Origin of the sequence: Curvibacter sp. APW13, assembly GCF_032337135.1 — a bacterium.
Lineage (GTDB): Bacteria > Pseudomonadota > Gammaproteobacteria > Burkholderiales > Burkholderiaceae_C > Allorhodoferax.
The window spans coordinates 716,144-732,945 of record NZ_JAVXZZ010000001.1 but is presented as its reverse complement, the minus strand read 5'-3'; the positions used below and the strand labels follow the sequence as shown (position 1 = coordinate 732,945).

Sequence of the window (16,802 nt, the reverse complement as noted above, 5' to 3'; positions counted from 1 at the left end):
AGGCCATTTTTACCCGAAAAAAGGGCGCTCAGGCGACGGTGCGCAGGCAGGCCGCGCGGCTGCCCACGTCGGTGTCGGCCAGCGTGGGCACGGTCTGGGCGCAGCGCTCCTGCACCTGCGGGCAGCGGGTGCGGAACACGCAGCCGCTGGGCGGGTTCAGGGGCGAGGGCAGGTCGCCCTGCAGCAGCTGGATGGTCTTGCCGCGTTCCTTGTCCGGGTCGGGGATGGGGATGGCCGACAGCAGCGCCTGGGTGTAGGGGTGGCGCGGTGTGGCGTACAGGGTGTCGCGCTGGGCCTCTTCCATGGCGCGGCCCAGGTACATCACCATCACGCGGTGGCTGATGTGGCGCACCACGGCCAGGTCGTGGGCGATGAAGATCAGCGCCAGGCCCATTTCCTGCTGCAGCTCCTGCAGCAGGTTGATGATCTGGGCCTGGATCGACACGTCCAGCGCCGACACCGGCTCGTCGCAGACGATGAGTTTCGGCTTGAGGATCAGCGCGCGGGCAATGCCGATGCGCTGGCACTGGCCACCCGAAAACTCGTGCGGGTAGCGGTTGATCTGCTGCGGCGTCAGCCCCACGCGGTCCATGATGGCGCGCACGCGCGCCATGACTTCATCGTTCGGCAGCTCGGGGTGGTGGGTGCGCAGCGGCTCGGCAATGATCTGGGCCACGGTCATGCGCGGGTTCAGGCTGGCCAGCGGGTCCTGGAAGATCATCTGCACGTCGCGGCGCAGGGCCAGCCACTGCTCGGCCGGTGCCCCAGCCATCTCCTTGCCTTCCCAGCGGATGGAGCCACGGGTGGCCGGGTTCAGGTTGAGGATGGCGCGCGCCAGCGTGGACTTGCCGCAGCCCGACTCGCCCACCACGCCCAGCGTTTCACCGGGGTACAGGTCCAGGCTGACACCGCCCACGGCCTTGAGCGTGCGCTTGGGTGTCCAGGGCCAGTCGTTGCCGGCCTTGATGGGGAATTCCACGTGCACGTCGCGCACGGACAGCAGGGGAGTGCGGGCGTCAGGCATGGGCGTGCTCCGGGGCGGTCAGGTCCTGCACCGGGCGGTGGCAGGCGCGCAAGGCGCCGGAGGGTCCGGTGGCTTGCAGGGTGGGTGGGGTCTGGGCACAGGCGTCCTGGGCGTAGGCGCAGCGCGGGGCAAAGGGGCAACCCTTGGGCGGGCGGGCCATGTTCGGGGGTGTGCCGGGGATGGCGAGCAGGTGCTCGTGCTGGCCGTCCATGCGCGGAATGGCGCGCAGCAGGCCCTGGGTGTAGGGGTGGCTGGGGTGGTGGAAGATGTGGTTGGCATCCCCTTGTTCCATGACGCGCCCGCCGTACAGCACCAGCACCTCGTCGCACAGGCCGGCCACCACGCCCAGGTCGTGCGTGATCATGACGATGGCGGTGCCGAAGTCGCGCTGCAGTTCACGCAGCAGCGCCAGGATCTGGGCCTGCACGGTCACGTCCAGGGCCGTGGTGGGCTCGTCGGCCACCAGCACTTCGGGTTCGCACAGCAGGGCCATGGCGATCATCACGCGCTGGCGCATGCCGCCGGAAAACTCGTGCGGGTACATGTCCACGCGCCGTGCCGCTTCGGGGATCTTCACGGCTTCGAGCAGGCGGATGGCCTGCAGGCGGGCTGATCGGCGGTCCATGCCTTTGTGGAACTGCAGCACCTCGGTCATCTGCCGCTCCACCGTGAGGTAGGGGTTCAGCGAGGTCATGGGGTCCTGGAAGATCATGGCCATGCGGTTGCCGCGGATGCGGTTGAGCTCGGCCGCGCTCAATGTCAGCAGGTCGCGGCCCTGGTACAGCACCTGGCCCGTGGCCTTCCCGTTCTTGGCCAGCAGGCCCATCATGGCCAGCACGCTCTGGCTCTTGCCCGAGCCGCTCTCACCGACGATGCCCAGGGTCTGGCCCTTGTCGAGGGAGAAGTTGAGTCCGTTGACGGCAAAGACGGTGCCGTCCTGGGTGGCGAATTGCACGCCGAGGTTCTTGACTTCGAGTAAGGCCATGTTTAGCGGTCCTTGGGGTCGAGCGCGTCACGCAGGCCGTCGCCGATGTAGTTGAAGCAGTACAGCGTGGCCGAGAGCAGTCCAGCCGGAAACAGCAGGATCCAGGGCGAGATTTCCATCACGGTGGTGCCGTCATGGATCAGCACGCCCCAGCTGGTCATGGGTTCCTGGATGCCCAGTCCCAGGAAGGACAGCACCGACTCGGTCAGGATCACGGCAGGCACCGTGACGGTGGTGTAGATGACCACGATGCCCAGCAGGTTGGGCACGATGTGCTGGAAGATGATGCGGTGTGTGGGCACGCCGATGGCACGCGCCGCTTCGACGAATTCGCGCGAACGCAAGGAGAGCGTCTGGCCGCGTACCACGCGTGCCATGTCCATCCACGAAAACACCGTAATGGTGATGACCACGAGGTAGAAGGCGCGGCCCAGCAGCGTCACCATGAGGATGGCGATGAGCAGGTAAGGCACGGCGTACATCATGTCGACCACGCGCATCATCAGCGCGTCGACCTTGCCGCCCAGGAAGCCGGCGGTGGCGCCCCAGGCGATGCCGATGCTGGCCGAGGTGAGCGTGGCCAGCAGGCCGACCATGAGCGAGATGCGTCCGCCGATGAGGCAGCGCACCAGCAGGTCCCGGCCGGATTCGTCGGTGCCGAACCAGTGGAAACCCTCCCAGGTCGGGGGCACGCTCATGGCGTTCCAGTCCGAGGAGTCGAACGCATTGGGCAGCACCCAGGGCCCGACGATGCAGGCCAGGGCGATGAAAGCCAGCAGCACCAGGCTGACCACGGCTGCCTTGTTGCGCAGGAATCGGGTGCAAGCGTCGGCCCAGGGGCTGCGGCCCTGTACCGACGCGAGGGTGGTGTCTTGCAGCGCCGCCACCAGGGGCGCATTCTTGGACGGTGTCATGTCAGTAGCGGATCTTGGGGTCGAGCAGGGCGTAGGCCAGGTCCACCAGCAGGTTGAGGGTGACGGCGATGACGGTGATGAGCACCACCAGGCCCAGCACCAGGGTGTAGTCCCGGTTCGAGGCGCCATTGACGATGAGCTTGCCCAGGCCCGGCAGCGAGAACACCGATTCGGTGACCACCGCGGCAGTGATGGCCGAAATGGCCATGGGGCCGATCAGCGAGACGACCGGCAGCAGGGCTGGTTTCATGGCGTGGCGCAGCACCACGGTGCGGGTGGGCAGACCCTTGGCGCGTGCGGTGCGGATGAAGTTGCTGGAAAGCACCTCGATCATGCTGCCGCGCATCACGCGGCCGATGGTGGCGACATTGATGACCACCAGCAGAGCCATGGGCAGCACCATGTAGCGTGGCGCGAAATCGGCCCAGCCACCGGCCGGGGCCACCTTGAGCCAGATGGCAAATACCAGGATCAGCACCGGGCCGACCACGAAGGAGGGGAAGGCATGCCCGGCGTTGCCCAGGAACATGACCACGTAGTCCAACGCGCTGTTCTGGCGCAGCGCGGCAATGGTGCCCAGCGCCACGCCGATGACCAAGGCAATCAGCAGCGAGCCGCCGCCGATGGCCGCCGACACCGGCAGGGCCTTGGCCACGAGTTCGTTGACGGTCCAATCCTCGTAACGGAACGAGGCGCCCAGGTCACCGTGCAGCAGGCTCTGCAGGTACAGCAGGTATTGCTTCCACAGCGGCTCGTCGAGGTGGTATTTGGCCTGCAGGTTGGCCAGCACGGCGGCCGAAACCTTGCGTTCGCTGTCGAACGGTCCGCCAGGGGTGAAGTGCAGGAGCAGGTAGCAGACCGTGATGACGGCCAGCAGCGTGGGAAGGGTCGCCAGCAGGCGACGCAGGGCATAGGACCACATGGATGGTGACTCCGGAAAACCCCGCCGTGGGTGGGCGGGCTGCTTGAAACCAAACGGCCACTGCGCCGGGTAAGGTGCAGTGGCCGCTGGAGCGTTACAGGCGCAATTTTAGTGCTTGATGATGTACAGCTCCTTGCCGCGGTAGCGGTCCATGGAGTTGGTCTGGGTGTAGCCACCCACATAGGACTTCACCAGACGCGGCACGGTGTACTGCAGCAAGGGAATCATGGGGTAGTCGTCCATGATCATCTTCGCGGCCTGGGTCAGCAGCTGGGTGCGCTTCTTCGGATCCAGGCTGGCGTTGCCTTGGTCGATGAGCTTCTGCGCGGCGCGGTTGCAGTTCTTGTGGGCGTTCTGGTCGGAGTCGCACTCGATCAGGGTCAGGAAGGTGGTGGCATCGTTGTAGTCGGCCACCCAGCCGTTGCGTGCCACCTGGTAGTCGCCGTCATTGCGCTTCTTGATCAGCACCTTGAACTCCATGGCTTCCATGTCCATGTCGATGCCGAGCTTGTTCTTCCACTCGGAGGCCACGAAGATGGCCATCTTCTTGTGGTACTCGCTGGTGTTGTAGGCGAACTTCAGCTTGGTGCCGGGTTGCACACCGGCCGCGGCCAGCAGCTTCTTGGCCTCGGCCACGCGCTTGTCCATGGGCCACTTGGCCCAGTCGTAGGCGGTGACCTCGGCGCCCTTGGTGCCGTGCATGATGGCGCCGTACACCGCCACCTGGCCGTCAGCCGTCACCTTGTCGGCCATCAGGTCGCGGTCAATCACCATGGAGAGGGCCTTGCGCACGCGCACGTCCTTGAGCACGGGGTCGGTGTTCAGCAGGGAGTAGTAGCGGATGCCCAGCATGGGCGCATTGCGGATTTCCTTGGGGTATTGGGCCTTGTACTTCTCGTAGGTTCCGGGGGGCAGCTGGTAGACCCAGTCGTTCTCGCCGGATTCGAACAGTTTCACGTCGGCATCACCACTCTCCACTGGCAAATAGGTGAACTTGGTCAGCTGGACGTTCTTGGCATCCCAGTACTGCGGGTTCTTGGCCAGCACCACCTTGGAGTTGACCTGCCAGTCGGCCATGGTGAAGGCGCCATTGCTGACGATGTTGCCGGGCTTGGTCCAGGCCTTGCCGAACTTCTCGACGGTGGCGCGGTGCACGGGGCCCAGCTGCAGGTTGGATACCACGTCGGGCAGGAAGTTCACGGGGAAGGCCGTGGTGATTTCCAGCGTGTACTTGTCGATGGCCTTGACGCCCAGTTCCTCTGGTTTCTTCTTGCCTTCGACCACCTCCATGCCGTTGGCAATGAACTTGCCGTAGGTGGAGGCGTACTTGGAGGCGGTGGCCGGGTCGACAAAGCGGCGCATGCTCCAGACGAAGTCTTCGGTGGTCACTGGGTCGCCGTTGGACCACTTGGCGTCCTTGCGCAGCTTGAACACCCAGGTGGTGGGGTTGGTCTGCTTCCAGCTCTCGGCCACACCGGGAACGATGGTGCCGGAGCCGTCCACAGCGGTCAGGCCTTCGAACATGTCGCGGATGATGTTGTTGGCCGGCACGCCTTCGGCCAGAGCCGGGTCCAGGGTCTCGGGCTCGGAGCCGTTGTTGCGGGTCAGTTCCTGCTTGTCGTGCAGCTGCACGCCCTTGGGGATGGTGGCGGCAGCGGCCAGACCGGTGAAGGCCAGGGCCAGGGCGGCGACGAGTCCGCGCTGTGCGAAAGAAGAGGCCATGAATGAGCTCCTTAATATATTGAAAGCGCGGATTCTAGGAGTCGGAACCGGTCCTCAGTCCATGGGTTTACCCGGGTGTCGGAAAACTTGATTCGAATTTGACGCAACACAAAAAAAGCCGTGCAGCATCTGGGCTGCACGGCTTTGTGATGGCGACGTTCGCGGCTTAGACCAGCAGGGCGTTCACGCGCTTCACATAGGCGGCGGGGTCTTCGGGCAGACCGCCTTCGGCCAGCAGGGCCTGGTCGAACAGGATGTGGGCCAGGTCGTGGAAGTGCACCGAACCGCCGAGCTTCTTCACCAGCGCGTGCTCGGCGTTGACTTCCAGAATGGGCTTGACGTCGGGAGCGCTTTGGCCGGCCTGCTTGAGCAGACGGGCCAGCTGGGTGCTCATGCCATGGTCCTGTACCACCAGGCAGGCGGGGCTGTCCACCAGGCGGGTGGTCACGCGCACGTCGTCGGCCTTGTCCTTCAGGGCTTCCTTGAGTTTGGCCAGCACCGGCTTGAAGGCTTCCGCAGCTTCCTCGGCGGCCTTCTTTTCGGCTTCGTCCTGCAACTTGCCCAGGTCGACCGCACCCTTGGCCACGCTCTGCAGCGGGGTGCCGTCGAAGTCGTGCAGGTAGTTCAGTGCCCACTCGTCGACGCGGTCGGTCATCAGGAGCACCTCGATGCCCTTCTTCTTGAACACTTCGAGCTGCGGGCTGTTCTTGGCGGCGGCCAGCGTTTCGGCGGTGATGTAGTAGATCGCCTCCTGGCCCTCTTTCATGCGCGCCTTGTAGTCGGCAAACGATACGCTCACGCTGTCGGTGGTGCTCGAGGCAAAGCGCAGCAGCTTGGCAATGCGGTCCTTGTTGGAGAAGTCCTCGCCCAGGCCTTCCTTGAGCACGGCGCCGAATTCGGCGTAGAACTTGCTGTACTTGCCTTCCTTGGCCTTGTCCTCTTCCGACACGACATCGGTCACGTCGCCCTCGGTGGCCGTGCTGTGGCTGTCGTGCTGGGCCAGGTTCTCCAGTACCGAGAGCACGCGCTTGGTATTGCCTTCACGGATGGCGCGCACGTCACGGCTTTCCTGCAGCAGCTCGCGGCTCACGTTCAGTGGCAGGTCGGCCGAGTCCACCACGCCCTTGATGAAGCGCAGGTAGGAGGGCAGCAGGGCCTCGGCGTCGTCCATGATGAACACGCGCTTCACGTACAGCTTCACGCCGCGGGCCTTGTCGCGGTTGTACAGGTCCATCGGCGCCTTGGACGGGATGTATAGCAGCTGGGTGTACTCGGTGCTGCCCTCGACGCGGTTGTGGCTGTGGGCCAGGGGTGGCTCGTAGTCGTGGCTGATCTGCTTGTAGAACTCGTTGTATTCCTCCGCCGTCACGTCCTTCTTGGCGCGGGCCCAGATGGCGTTGCCCTTGTTCACGGCTTCCCATTCGCCGGTCTTGACCATGGCACCCGGTTGGCGGCCACCGTTCTCGTCCTTGGGGTCGATCAGTTCGCCGTCCTTCCACTCTTCCTTTTCCATCAGGATGGGCAGGCTGATGTGGTCGGAGTACTTGCCGATGACGCTCTTGAGCTTCCAGGTGTTGGCGTATTCCAGTGCGTCTTCGCGCAGGTGCAGGATGACGCTGGTGCCGCGCTGGGCGCGGGTGATGGTGTCCACCTCGAAGTCGCCGGCACCGGCGCTCACCCAGCGCACGCCTTCCTCGGCCTTGAGGCCGGCGCGGCGGCTTTCCACCGTGATCTTGTCGGACACGATGAAGCCGGAGTAGAAGCCCACGCCGAACTGGCCGATGAGCTGCGAGTCGGCCTTCTGGTCGCCCGAGAGCTTGCTCATGAAGTCCTTGGTGCCGCTCTTGGCAATGGTGCCCAGGTGGTCGATGGCCTCCTGCTGGCTCATGCCGATGCCGTTGTCGGTGATGGTCAGCGTCTTGGCGTCCTTGTCGAACGTGACACGCACCTCCAGGTTCGGGGCATCTTCGTACAGGGCGGCGTTGTTGATGGCTTCGAAGCGCAGCTTGTCGCAGGCGTCCGAGGCGTTGGACACCAGCTCGCGCAGGAAGATTTCCTTGTTGGAGTACAGGGAGTGGGTGACAAGGTGCAGCAACTGGGCCACTTCGGCCTGGAACGACAGGGTTTGTTTGCTCATGGTTCAATCAAAAGCGGTAAATCAACACAAGCCAGCGGCGTCATTTCCGTCAGTCTGGCGTCGGCAAAGGGCGCAATTATGGGCGAGGAGCAGGCTTTCAAGAGCCCTTGCGTGGTACCAGAGCGGGCGAAAGCGCTGGTTCTGGCAGGCAGGGGCCGGATGCGCTAAAGTTGTCCGAAGTCAACAAACACGCCAGGGATTGCAAGGGGTTTTCATGAGTACCAACCGTCCACCACCCGGTTCGCCCGCCACTATGCCGGGCTACGACCCTTTGCTGGACCCGATTCCGCAGCCGGCAGTCAAGGAGCGGGACACCGACACGGCCTGGGCCGAGTTCGACAGTCTGATGAGCGAGGATCCCGCCGATGCCGAGCCGCCACATCCGGACTTCGAGGAAACCCAGCCTTTTGACCGCGACGCTCCGGTGTGAGCGCGCCGCGCGCGGCCTGGGTCAGAATTTCTCGTGCGGCTGCAGATAGCGCCACTGCCCCACGGGCAGGTTGCCCAGCATGACGCGGCCGACGCGCACGCGCTTGAGTCCCACCACCTTCAGTCCCACCTGTTCACACATGCGCCGAATCTGGCGCTTTTTCCCTTCGGTCAGCACGAAACGCAGCTGTTCGGGGTTCTGCCACTCCACCTGAGCGGGACGCAGTGGCTGGCCATCCAACGAGAGCCCGTGGCGCAGCAGCGCCAGCTTGGCCGCCGGGAACACGGATTGCACATCGTTGCGCACCGGGTCGCGGTCGTCGATGCTCTTGAGTGGCGCATGCGTGGCGGCGGCTGACGTCGCTGCCGCCGGGTTCTCGACCCCGGTATAGGCCACGCGCACCAGGTATTCCTTTTCCATGCGGCTGTCTTCGCCGATGAGCTGGCGCGCCACCCGTCCGTCCTGGGTCAGTACCAGCAAGCCGGTCGAATCAATGTCGAGGCGTCCGGCGGGCACGAGGTGCTGCAGCTGGCGCGGGTGGAAGAAGAAACGGGCGTTGTCGTCCATCCAGCGGTTGCCGGGCTGGATGAGCGTGATGGCGGGCTGGTGCCCGTCTTCGGCCTGGCCGCTGACCACGCCCATGGGCTTGTGCAGCAGGATGGTGACCTGGTTGGCCTTTTGCCCTTGGGCTTGCTTGTCGATCTCGATACGGGCGTCTGGTGCCACCTGCAGCCCCATTTCGGCCACGCGCCCGTTGACCTTGACCCAGCCCTTGGCGATCCAGTCGTCGGCTTCGCGGCGCGAGGCCAGGCCCAGTTCGGCCATGCGCTTGTTCAGGCGTACCGTGCCATTGGCCCCAAAGGCGGCCGTGTTGCTTTGCCCGGCAGGCACGGGGGCGCGTTTGGGAGCGCCTGTAGGGGCCGGAGGTGCGGCGCGGCGGAACGTGGTGGGAGGTTTCTGGTCTGTCATGGCGCTATTGTTTTGGTAGCTGTTCGCGCACATTCCACGCGGGCTAGAGTGGTATTTTGCTGTGAAATCAGAGGTAGTAGGCCTCGACACTGCCCTTGAGCTTGATCAGCAGCGGCTTGCCCTTGCGGTCCACGGTCTTGCCAGCGGGCACCTTGATCCAGCCTTCGCTGATGCAGTATTCCTCGACGTCGAAGCGCTCCTTGCCATTGAAGCGGATGCCGATGTCGTGCGCAAACACCGCGGCGACGTGGTGGGGGCTGCGGGGGTCGATGGACAGGTGGTCGGGCAGGGAGGGGCGGGTGGTGGTGTCGTTCATGGTGTCGTTGGGTGTGTGCGGCGGTCAACAGGCGCCGCAAAGGCGCTATTTTCCCACTCTCAGGCCGCCGCGGCTCGCGTGGTGAACACACGCGAGCGCAAGGCGGCCAGATCGAGCACGCGCAGGCCACCGTATTCGATCTTGATGCAGCCCTGGTCCTGCAGGGACTTGAGCGCTTCGTTGACGCGCTGGCGCGACAAGCCCACGAGGTAGGCCAGTTCCTGCTGCGTGATGCGCAGCACCTGCCCGACCGCCGGGTACAGGGTGGGGTTGAACAGCGTGGCCAGGCTGCGCGCCACGCGGATGTCGGGGTTGCTCATGCGGTCGATCTCGCGCGCTGCAATGAACTGCCCCAGGCGTTCGTTGAGCTGGTTCATCACGAAGCGGTTGAAGCCGATCGAGTGGTCCAGCAGCCAATGGAAGGTGTCCACATGCAGCCCGGCCACCAGGCTCTTGCGCAGCGCCTGGATGTTGTAGCGGTAGACCTCGCGCTTCATGGCCGTACCTTCGCCGAACCAGCCACCAGGCGGCACGCCCGTGAAGGTCATGGTGGTGCCCTCCTCGGTGTCGCTGCTCATCTTGAGCAGGCCTTCGACAACGCCGAACCAGTAGGTCACCGGGCGCCCAACGCGGCACACGTAATCACCAGCCGGCACGTCGGCAATGCGCAGCTCGTCGATGGCGCGATCCTGCTCCTTGGCGGAGAGCACGTCCAGCCAGGGAATGGCGCGCAACTCGTGGCGCAGCAAGGGACGTCGGCGCTGATAGATCGGGTTGTCGGTATACATGCCAGCAGTTTGTAAGTTGCGATTCAGCGAAGGGAAAACACCTAGGTCAATTGCAGTCAATTGTCGTCCAAACGACAACTTGACGTCAAACGGATCGCTACGATTTGGGCTCAATCAGTGCCTATGCGCAGCTGGCCGTGCCAGCGGCGGCGAAAGGATCAGGAATGCAATTTACGTTTCCACAGTTGATGCTCCAGCATGCCGCGCAGCGCCCGCAGGCCGCCGCCATGCGCGAGAAGGAATATGGCATCTGGCAGACGCTCACCTGGTCGGACATGGCCACCATGGTGGAGCACATGGCCGCTGGCCTGCACCAGGCCGGCCTGCAACGCGGCGCCCACATGGTCGTCATCGGCGCCAACCGCCCGCGCCTGTACGCCACCATGCTGGCGGTGCAGTCGCTGGGTGCGATTCCGATCCCGCTGTACCAGGACGCTGCCGCACCCGAGTGCGTCTACCCCATCAACAACGCCGACGTCACCTTTGCCTTTGCGGAAGACCAGGAGCAGGTCGACAAGCTGCTCGAAATTCGCGAGCAGTGCCCGCAGCTGAGCCATATCTTCTACGACGACCCGCGCGGCATGCGCAACTACGACGAGCCGGGCCTGGCTGCGGTCGATGAACTGCTGGCGGCGGGCAAGGCCTTTGTCGGCATCCACACCGGCTTCTACGCCGAGCAGGTGGCCCAGATCCAACCGGGCGATGTGGCCGCCATGTTCTTCACCTCGGGTACCACGGGCAACCCCAAGGGCGTGGTGCACACGCACGACACGCTGTTCAACCGGGCCCGCGCCGGTGCCGACTTCGACAAGCTGCAGTCCAGTGAGGAAGTGTTGGCCTACCTGCCGCCGGCCTGGATCGGCCAGAACATCTTCTCCTATGCCCAGTGGCTGGCGTGTGGCTATGTGGTGAACTGCCCGGAAAGCAGTGCCACGGTCAGTATCGACCTCAAGGAGATCGGCCCCACCTACTACTTCGCGCCGCCCCGGGTGTTCGAAGGCTTGCTGACCAGCGTGATGATCCGCATGGAGGATGCCGGCGTCATCAAGCGCAGCATGTTTCACGCCTTCATGAAGGTGGCCAAGAAGGTTGGCCCTGCGCTGATGGATGGCAAGGAGGTGTCCTTCGGTGACCGCATGGCCTATGCCCTGGGCAATGTGCTGGTTTACGGCCCGCTGCGCAATACCCTGGGTTTCAGCCGCGTACGCGTGGCCTACACCGCCGGTGAGGCCATCGGCCCCGACCTGTTCACCTTCTACCGCTCGATCGGCATCAACCTCAAGCAGCTCTACGGCTCGACCGAAACGGCGGTGTTCGTGTGCCTGCAGCCCGACAACGAGGCGCGTGCCGACACCGTGGGCGTGCCCTGCGAAGGCGTCGAGATCAAGGTGGCCGACAACGGTGAGATCCTGGTCAAGTCGCCTGGTCTGCTCAAGGAGTACTACAAGAACCCGACCGCCACGGCCGAAGTGCTCACGGCGGATGGCTGGTACCACACCAGTGACGCCGGTTTCATCGACAGCCACGGCCACCTCAAGATCATCGACCGCGTCAAGGACGTGGGCCGCATCCAGGGTGGCGCCTTTGACGGCGCGATGTTTGCACCCAAGTACGTCGAGAACAAGCTCAAGTTCTTCCCGCAGATCAAGGAAGTGGTGGCCTACGGCGACGGGCGCGAGAAGGTCTGCGTCTTCATCAACATCGACTTCGAAGCGGTGGGCAACTGGGCCGAACGCCGCAACCTGCCCTATGCCGGTTACACCGACCTCGCACAGAAACCGCAGGTCTATGAACTCATCAAGGAGTGCGTCGAGAAAGTCAACGCCGACCTGGCCGAAGACAGCCTGCTGGCAGGCAGCCAGATCAGCCGCTTCCTGGTGCTGCACAAGGAGCTCGATGCCGACGATGGCGAGCTGACCCGTACCAACAAGGTGCGCCGTGGCTTCATCGGCGACAAGTACAAGGTGCTGGTCGATGCGCTGTACGAAGGCAAGACCAGCCAGTTCATCGAGACCCAGGTGAAGTTCGAGGACGGCCGCACCGGCAGCGTCAGCGCCACCCTGGCGCTGAGCGACGCGAAGACATTTGCTCCGGTCAAGGCCGCGGCATAAGAGGGCTTTACAGCATGGCGAAGAAACACATCGGCGACGTCATTCTTGACGTCAAGAACATCTCCCTGAGCTTCGGCGGCGTCAAGGCGCTGACCGACATCTCGTTCAATGTGCGCGAGCACGAGATCCGCGCCATCATCGGCCCCAACGGCGCCGGCAAGAGCTCCATGCTCAACTGCATCAACGGCGTCTACAAGCCGCAGATCGGTGCCATCACCTTCCGTGGGCAGCAGTTCAAGCACATGGACAGCCACCAGGTGGCCACCATGGGCATCGGGCGCACGTTCCAGAACCTGGCGCTGTTCAAGGGCATGAGCGTGCTCGACAACATCATGTCGGGGCGCAACCTCAAGATCAAGAGCAACATCCTGATGCAGGCGCTGCGCATCGGCCCGGCCGAGCGCGAGGAAATCATGCACCGCGAGTTCGTCGAGCGCATCATCGACTTCCTCGAAATCCAGGCCTACCGCAAGACGCCCGTGGGCCAGTTGCCCTACGGTCTGCAAAAGCGGGTCGACCTCGGGCGCGCCCTGGCCATGGAGCCGCAGGTGCTGCTGCTCGATGAGCCCATGGCGGGCATGAACGTCGAGGAAAAGCAGGACATGTGCCGCTTCGTGCTCGACGTGAACGACGAATTCGGAACCACGGTGGTGCTGATCGAGCACGACATGGGCGTGGTGATGGACATTTCCGACCGCGTGGTGGTGCTGGACTACGGCAAGAAGATCGGTGATGGCACCCCCGACGAAGTGCGCAACAACGAAGACGTGATCCGGGCCTACCTGGGCACCGGCCACTGAGCCAGCACGAAGGAGCAAGGCAATGGGATTTTTTCTGGAAGCGTTGTTTGGCGGCCTGATGGCCGGCATGCTGTACGCCCTGGTGGCTTTGGGCTTCGTGCTCATCTTCAAGGCCTCGGGGGTCTTCAACTTTGCGCAGGGGGCCATGGTGCTGTTTGCAGCCCTGGCAATGGCGCGTTTTTCCGAGTGGATACCGAACGCACTTGGCATCGAAAGCAAGGTGGTCGGCAACCTGCTGGCCTTCGCGGCCGCGGCGGTGCTCATGTTCGTGCTGGCCTGGCTGATCGAACGCCTGGTGCTGCGCCACCTGGTCAACCAGGAAGGTGTGACGCTGCTGATGGCCACCTTGGGTATCACCTATTTCCTCGACGGTGCCGGCCAGACCATCTTCGGTAGCGACATCTACAAGATCGACGTCGGCATGCCCAAGGACCCGCTGTTCCTGTTCGAGTCGGTGTTCGAAGGCGGTGTGCTGGTGAATCAGGAGGACATCATCGCAGCCGTCATCGCAGCCATTCTGGTCGGTGTCCTGTCGCTGTTCTTCCAGAAGACCAGCACCGGCCGGGCATTGCGTGCGGTGGCTGATGACCACCAGGCCGCCCAGAGCATCGGCATTCCGCTCAACCGCATCTGGGTCATCGTCTGGTGCGTGGCAGGCATCACCGCGCTGGTTGCCGGGATCATCTGGGGCTCCAAGCTCGGCGTGCAGTTCTCGCTGACCACCGTGGCGCTGCGCGCCTTGCCGGTGATCATCCTCGGCGGCCTCACTTCGGTGCCGGGCGCCATCATCGGCGGACTGATCATCGGTGTGGGTGAGAAGCTTTCCGAGGTCTACATCGGCCCCATGGTCGGTGGCGGCATCGAGATCTGGTTTGCCTATGTGCTGGCCCTCGTGTTCCTGCTGTTCCGGCCGCAGGGCTTGTTCGGCGAGAAGATCATCGATCGCGTATGAAGTACGCGATCAACCCGGAGGGTTCTTCGCCATGGGCGAAGGATGCTCTTTCGTCGCAGACTAACTTTGCAAAGCAAAGCAAAGTTAAGCGAAGCGGGTCGTAGACAAAAGATTGAGAGGTATCGAACCATGTTTTACCGCGAGAACGGCCAGTTCAAGACCAGCTACCGCGCCGACCAGCAGATCTTTCCGATCGCCCAGGACCGCTGGGGCGTACTGGCACTGATTGCCTTTGCCCTCATCGCCGTGCCCCTGCTGGCCGACGAATACATGTTCCGGGCCATCCTGATTCCCTTCGTCATCCTGTCGCTGGCAGCGCTCGGGGTGAACATTCTGGTCGGGTACTGCGGCCAGATTTCCCTGGGCTCCGGGGCCTTCATGGCCGTGGGTGCCTACATGGCCTACAACACCTATGTGCGCGTCGATGGCATGCCGCTGATCGTGGCGCTGCTATCCGGCGGCTTCTTTGCCACCCTGGTGGGCATGTTCTTCGGCATTCCCAGCCTGCGGGTGAAGGGCCTGTACCTGGCCGTGGCCACCTTGGCAGCGCAGTTCTTCTGTGACTGGGCTTTCCTGCGCATTGGCTGGTTCACCAACAACAATCCCTCGGGCTCGGTGTCGGTCTCCAACCTGCAGGTCTTGGGTTGGGCCATCGATACACCCACCGAAAAATACCTGTTCTGCCTGGGCTTCCTGCTGGCCTTCGGGCTCATGGCCAAGAACCTGGTGCGTTCGGCCATCGGCCGCGAGTGGATGGCGATCCGCGACATGGATGTGGCAGCAAGTGTGATCGGCATCCGCCCAGTCTACGCCAAGCTGTCGGCCTTTGCGGTCAGCTCCTTCATCGTCGGTGTGGCCGGCGGCCTGTGGGGCTTCGTACACCTGGGTTCGTGGGAGCCGGCGGCCTTCTCCATCGACCGCTCGTTCCAGCTGCTGTTCATGGTCATCATCGGCGGCATGGGATCCATCATGGGCAGCTTCTTCGGTGCCGCCTTCATCGTGGTGCTGCCCATCGTGCTCAACCAGTTCCTGCCGGCACTGGGCGCGCTGGCCGGGGTGACCATTTCCACTGCTACCGTGTCGCACACCGAGTTCATGGTGTTCGGCGCCCTGATCGTGTGGTTCCTGATCGTGGAACCGCACGGGCTGGCCAAGCTCTGGTCCATCGGCAAGCAGAAACTGCGCCTGTGGCCTTTCCCGCACTGATCCGCTGTTTGTTGATCCGTTTTCCCTCACCTGCTTCACACCAACCTAGGAGACATACCATGAAGCTTCGTCAAATCGCAGTCGCCGCCTTCGCAGCCTCGGCAGCCCTGTCGGCGCTGGTTCCCGTCACCACGGCCCACGCGCAGGCCAAAGAGCAATTCTTCCCGGTACTGGTCTACCGCACCGGCGCCTATGCGCCCAACGGGGTGCCCTTTGCCAACGGCTATGTGGACTACCTCAAGCTCGTGAACGAGCGCGGTGGCATCAACGGTGTCAAGATCTCCTACGAGGAGTGCGAAACCGGCTACGCCACCGACCGCGGCGTGGAGTGCTACGAGCGCCTCAAGGGCAAGGGCGCCACCGTGTTCCAGCCGCTGTCCACCGGCATCACCTTCGCCCTGACCGAGAAGGCTCCCAACGACAAGATTCCGCTCATCACCGCGGGTTATGGCCGCAGCGAGTCGGCCGATGGAGGTGTGTTCAAGTGGAACTTCCCGATTGCCGGCACCTACTGGGTTGCGGCCGACGTGCTGATCCAGCACATCGCCAAGAAGGAAGGCGGCATGGACAAGCTCAAGGGCAAGAAGATTTCCCTCGTGTACCACGACAGCCCCTTCGGCAAGGAACCCATTCCGCTGCTGCAGGAACGTGCTGCGCAGCTTGGCTTCCAGCTGAACCTGTTGCCCGTGACCGCTCCCGGCGTCGAGCAGAAGGCGACCTGGCTGCAGGTGCGCCAGAACCGGCCTGACTACGTGCTGCTGTGGGGCTGGGGCGTGATGAACTCCACCGCGCTCAAGGAAGCCCAGGCTACCGGCTACCCGCGCGAAAAGATGTACGGCGTGTGGTGGGCCGGTGCTGAGCCCGACGTCAAGGACGTGGGCGAAGGCGCCAAGGGCTACAACGCCGTGACCATGCAGCACGGTACCGAAACCGGTGCTGCTGTCGTCAAGGAAGTGCTGAGCAAATTGCACGAAAAGGGCAAAGGTACCGGACCCAAGGAAGAAGTGGGCCAGGTGCTGTACATGCGTGGCCTGATGAGCGCGATGTTCGCCGTCGAGGGCGTGCGCGCTGCCCAGGAGCGCTATGGCAAGGGCAAGGTCGTCACGGGCGAGCAGGCACGCTGGGGCTACGAGAACCTGAACCTGACCCAGCCCAAGCTCGACGCGCTGGGTTTCAAGGGCGTGCTGCGTCCCATCTCCACCAGCTGCCAGGACCACATGGGCGCCAACTGGGCCCGCGTGCACACCTGGAACGGTTCGAAGTGGGACTTCAGCAGCGACTGGTACCAGGCTGATGAGCAGATCATCAAGCCCATGGTCAAGGCCGCGGCCGACAAGTACGCCGCCGAGAAGAAGCTGACCCGCCGCGCCGGCGCGGACTGCCAGTCTTGAGTGCAACCCCCTGAGGCGCTGTGCGCCTTCCCCCTTGGCACGGCTTCGCCGGCAAGGGGGGCGACACCGGTGGCCGGGCCAAGCCCGTTCCACGGTGTCCCTGCCCCGGTCGGGTGGCTTGCTTCGCTTGCCACC

The 16,802-nt window shown here is 63.9% G+C and carries 15 protein-coding genes; 6 read left to right on the top strand and 9 right to left on the bottom strand.

Translation table 11 applies throughout. The features are described from left to right. Positions 1-28 precede the first annotated feature (28 nt). From oppF to htpG, 6 genes are all read right to left on the bottom strand, one after another. Positions 29-1,024 carry a murein tripeptide/oligopeptide ABC transporter ATP binding protein OppF gene (gene oppF / locus RQP54_RS03320; protein ID WP_315676746.1) on the bottom strand — a complete coding sequence of 332 codons (996 nt, stop codon included), beginning with the start codon at positions 1,022-1,024 and terminating at the stop codon, positions 29-31. Further along, on the bottom strand, positions 1,017-2,009 hold the full coding sequence (locus RQP54_RS03315; RefSeq protein ID WP_315676745.1) for an oligopeptide/dipeptide ABC transporter ATP-binding protein: 993 nt from the start codon (positions 2,007-2,009) through the stop codon (positions 1,017-1,019). The genes oppF and RQP54_RS03315 overlap by 8 nt, the downstream gene beginning before the upstream one ends. 2 nt (positions 2,010-2,011) lie before the next feature. Beyond that, entirely contained in the window at positions 2,012-2,923 is a 912-nt protein-coding gene (locus tag RQP54_RS03310) for an ABC transporter permease subunit (protein WP_315676744.1), read from the bottom strand. 1 nt (position 2,924) lies between these two features. Further along, the gene (oppB, locus tag RQP54_RS03305) at positions 2,925-3,845 is read right to left on the bottom strand and encodes an oligopeptide ABC transporter permease OppB (RefSeq protein ID WP_315676743.1); all 921 of its coding nucleotides are present in this window, start codon (positions 3,843-3,845) and stop codon (positions 2,925-2,927) included. 108 nt (positions 3,846-3,953) lie between these two features. Then, positions 3,954-5,567, bottom strand: coding sequence for a peptide ABC transporter substrate-binding protein (locus RQP54_RS03300; RefSeq protein ID WP_315676742.1), 1,614 nt, complete (start codon positions 5,565-5,567; stop codon positions 3,954-3,956). A gap of 166 nt (positions 5,568-5,733) precedes the next feature. Continuing rightward, positions 5,734-7,704, bottom strand: coding sequence for a molecular chaperone HtpG (gene htpG, locus RQP54_RS03295; protein WP_315676741.1), 1,971 nt, complete (start codon positions 7,702-7,704; stop codon positions 5,734-5,736). 214 nt (positions 7,705-7,918) lie between these two features. Between htpG and RQP54_RS03290 the strand changes: the two genes are divergently transcribed. Then, positions 7,919-8,134: a hypothetical protein gene (locus tag RQP54_RS03290; RefSeq protein WP_315676740.1), complete on the top strand. Its 216-nt coding sequence runs from the start codon at positions 7,919-7,921 to the stop codon at positions 8,132-8,134. 21 nt (positions 8,135-8,155) lie between these two features. Here RQP54_RS03290 and RQP54_RS03285 read toward each other — a convergent pair whose 3' ends face one another. The 3 genes from RQP54_RS03285 to RQP54_RS03275 form a co-directional block, all read right to left on the bottom strand. After that, positions 8,156-9,103, bottom strand: a complete 948-nt coding sequence (locus RQP54_RS03285) for a pseudouridine synthase (protein ID WP_315676739.1) — start codon at positions 9,101-9,103, stop codon at positions 8,156-8,158. Between the two features lie 67 nt (positions 9,104-9,170). Then, positions 9,171-9,419, bottom strand: a complete 249-nt coding sequence (locus RQP54_RS03280; protein WP_315676738.1) for a DUF3297 family protein — start codon at positions 9,417-9,419, stop codon at positions 9,171-9,173. A gap of 59 nt (positions 9,420-9,478) precedes the next feature. Then, positions 9,479-10,207 carry a Crp/Fnr family transcriptional regulator gene (locus RQP54_RS03275; protein WP_315676737.1) on the bottom strand — a complete coding sequence of 243 codons (729 nt, stop codon included), beginning with the start codon at positions 10,205-10,207 and terminating at the stop codon, positions 9,479-9,481. Positions 10,208-10,371: 164 nt separating this feature from the next. On the opposite strand from RQP54_RS03275, the gene RQP54_RS03270 reads away from it, so the two are divergent. The 5 genes from RQP54_RS03270 (at position 10,372) to RQP54_RS03250 (ending at position 16,667) form a co-directional block, all read left to right on the top strand. Then, entirely contained in the window at positions 10,372-12,318 is a 1,947-nt protein-coding gene (locus RQP54_RS03270; protein WP_315676736.1) for an AMP-dependent synthetase/ligase, read from the top strand. Between the two features lie 14 nt (positions 12,319-12,332). Beyond that, positions 12,333-13,118 (top strand): ABC transporter ATP-binding protein, encoded by a 786-nt coding sequence (locus RQP54_RS03265; RefSeq protein ID WP_315676735.1) that lies wholly within the window; start codon positions 12,333-12,335, stop codon positions 13,116-13,118. A 22-nt stretch (positions 13,119-13,140) separates the two neighbouring features. Further along, positions 13,141-14,070: a branched-chain amino acid ABC transporter permease gene (locus RQP54_RS03260; protein ID WP_315676734.1), complete on the top strand. Its 930-nt coding sequence runs from the start codon at positions 13,141-13,143 to the stop codon at positions 14,068-14,070. A 129-nt stretch (positions 14,071-14,199) separates the two neighbouring features. Continuing rightward, the gene (locus RQP54_RS03255; RefSeq protein ID WP_315676733.1) at positions 14,200-15,276 is read left to right on the top strand and encodes a branched-chain amino acid ABC transporter permease; all 1,077 of its coding nucleotides are present in this window, start codon (positions 14,200-14,202) and stop codon (positions 15,274-15,276) included. Between the two features lie 59 nt (positions 15,277-15,335). Continuing rightward, positions 15,336-16,667 (top strand): ABC transporter substrate-binding protein, encoded by a 1,332-nt coding sequence (locus RQP54_RS03250; protein ID WP_315676732.1) that lies wholly within the window; start codon positions 15,336-15,338, stop codon positions 16,665-16,667. Positions 16,668-16,802: the final 135 nt, after the last annotated feature.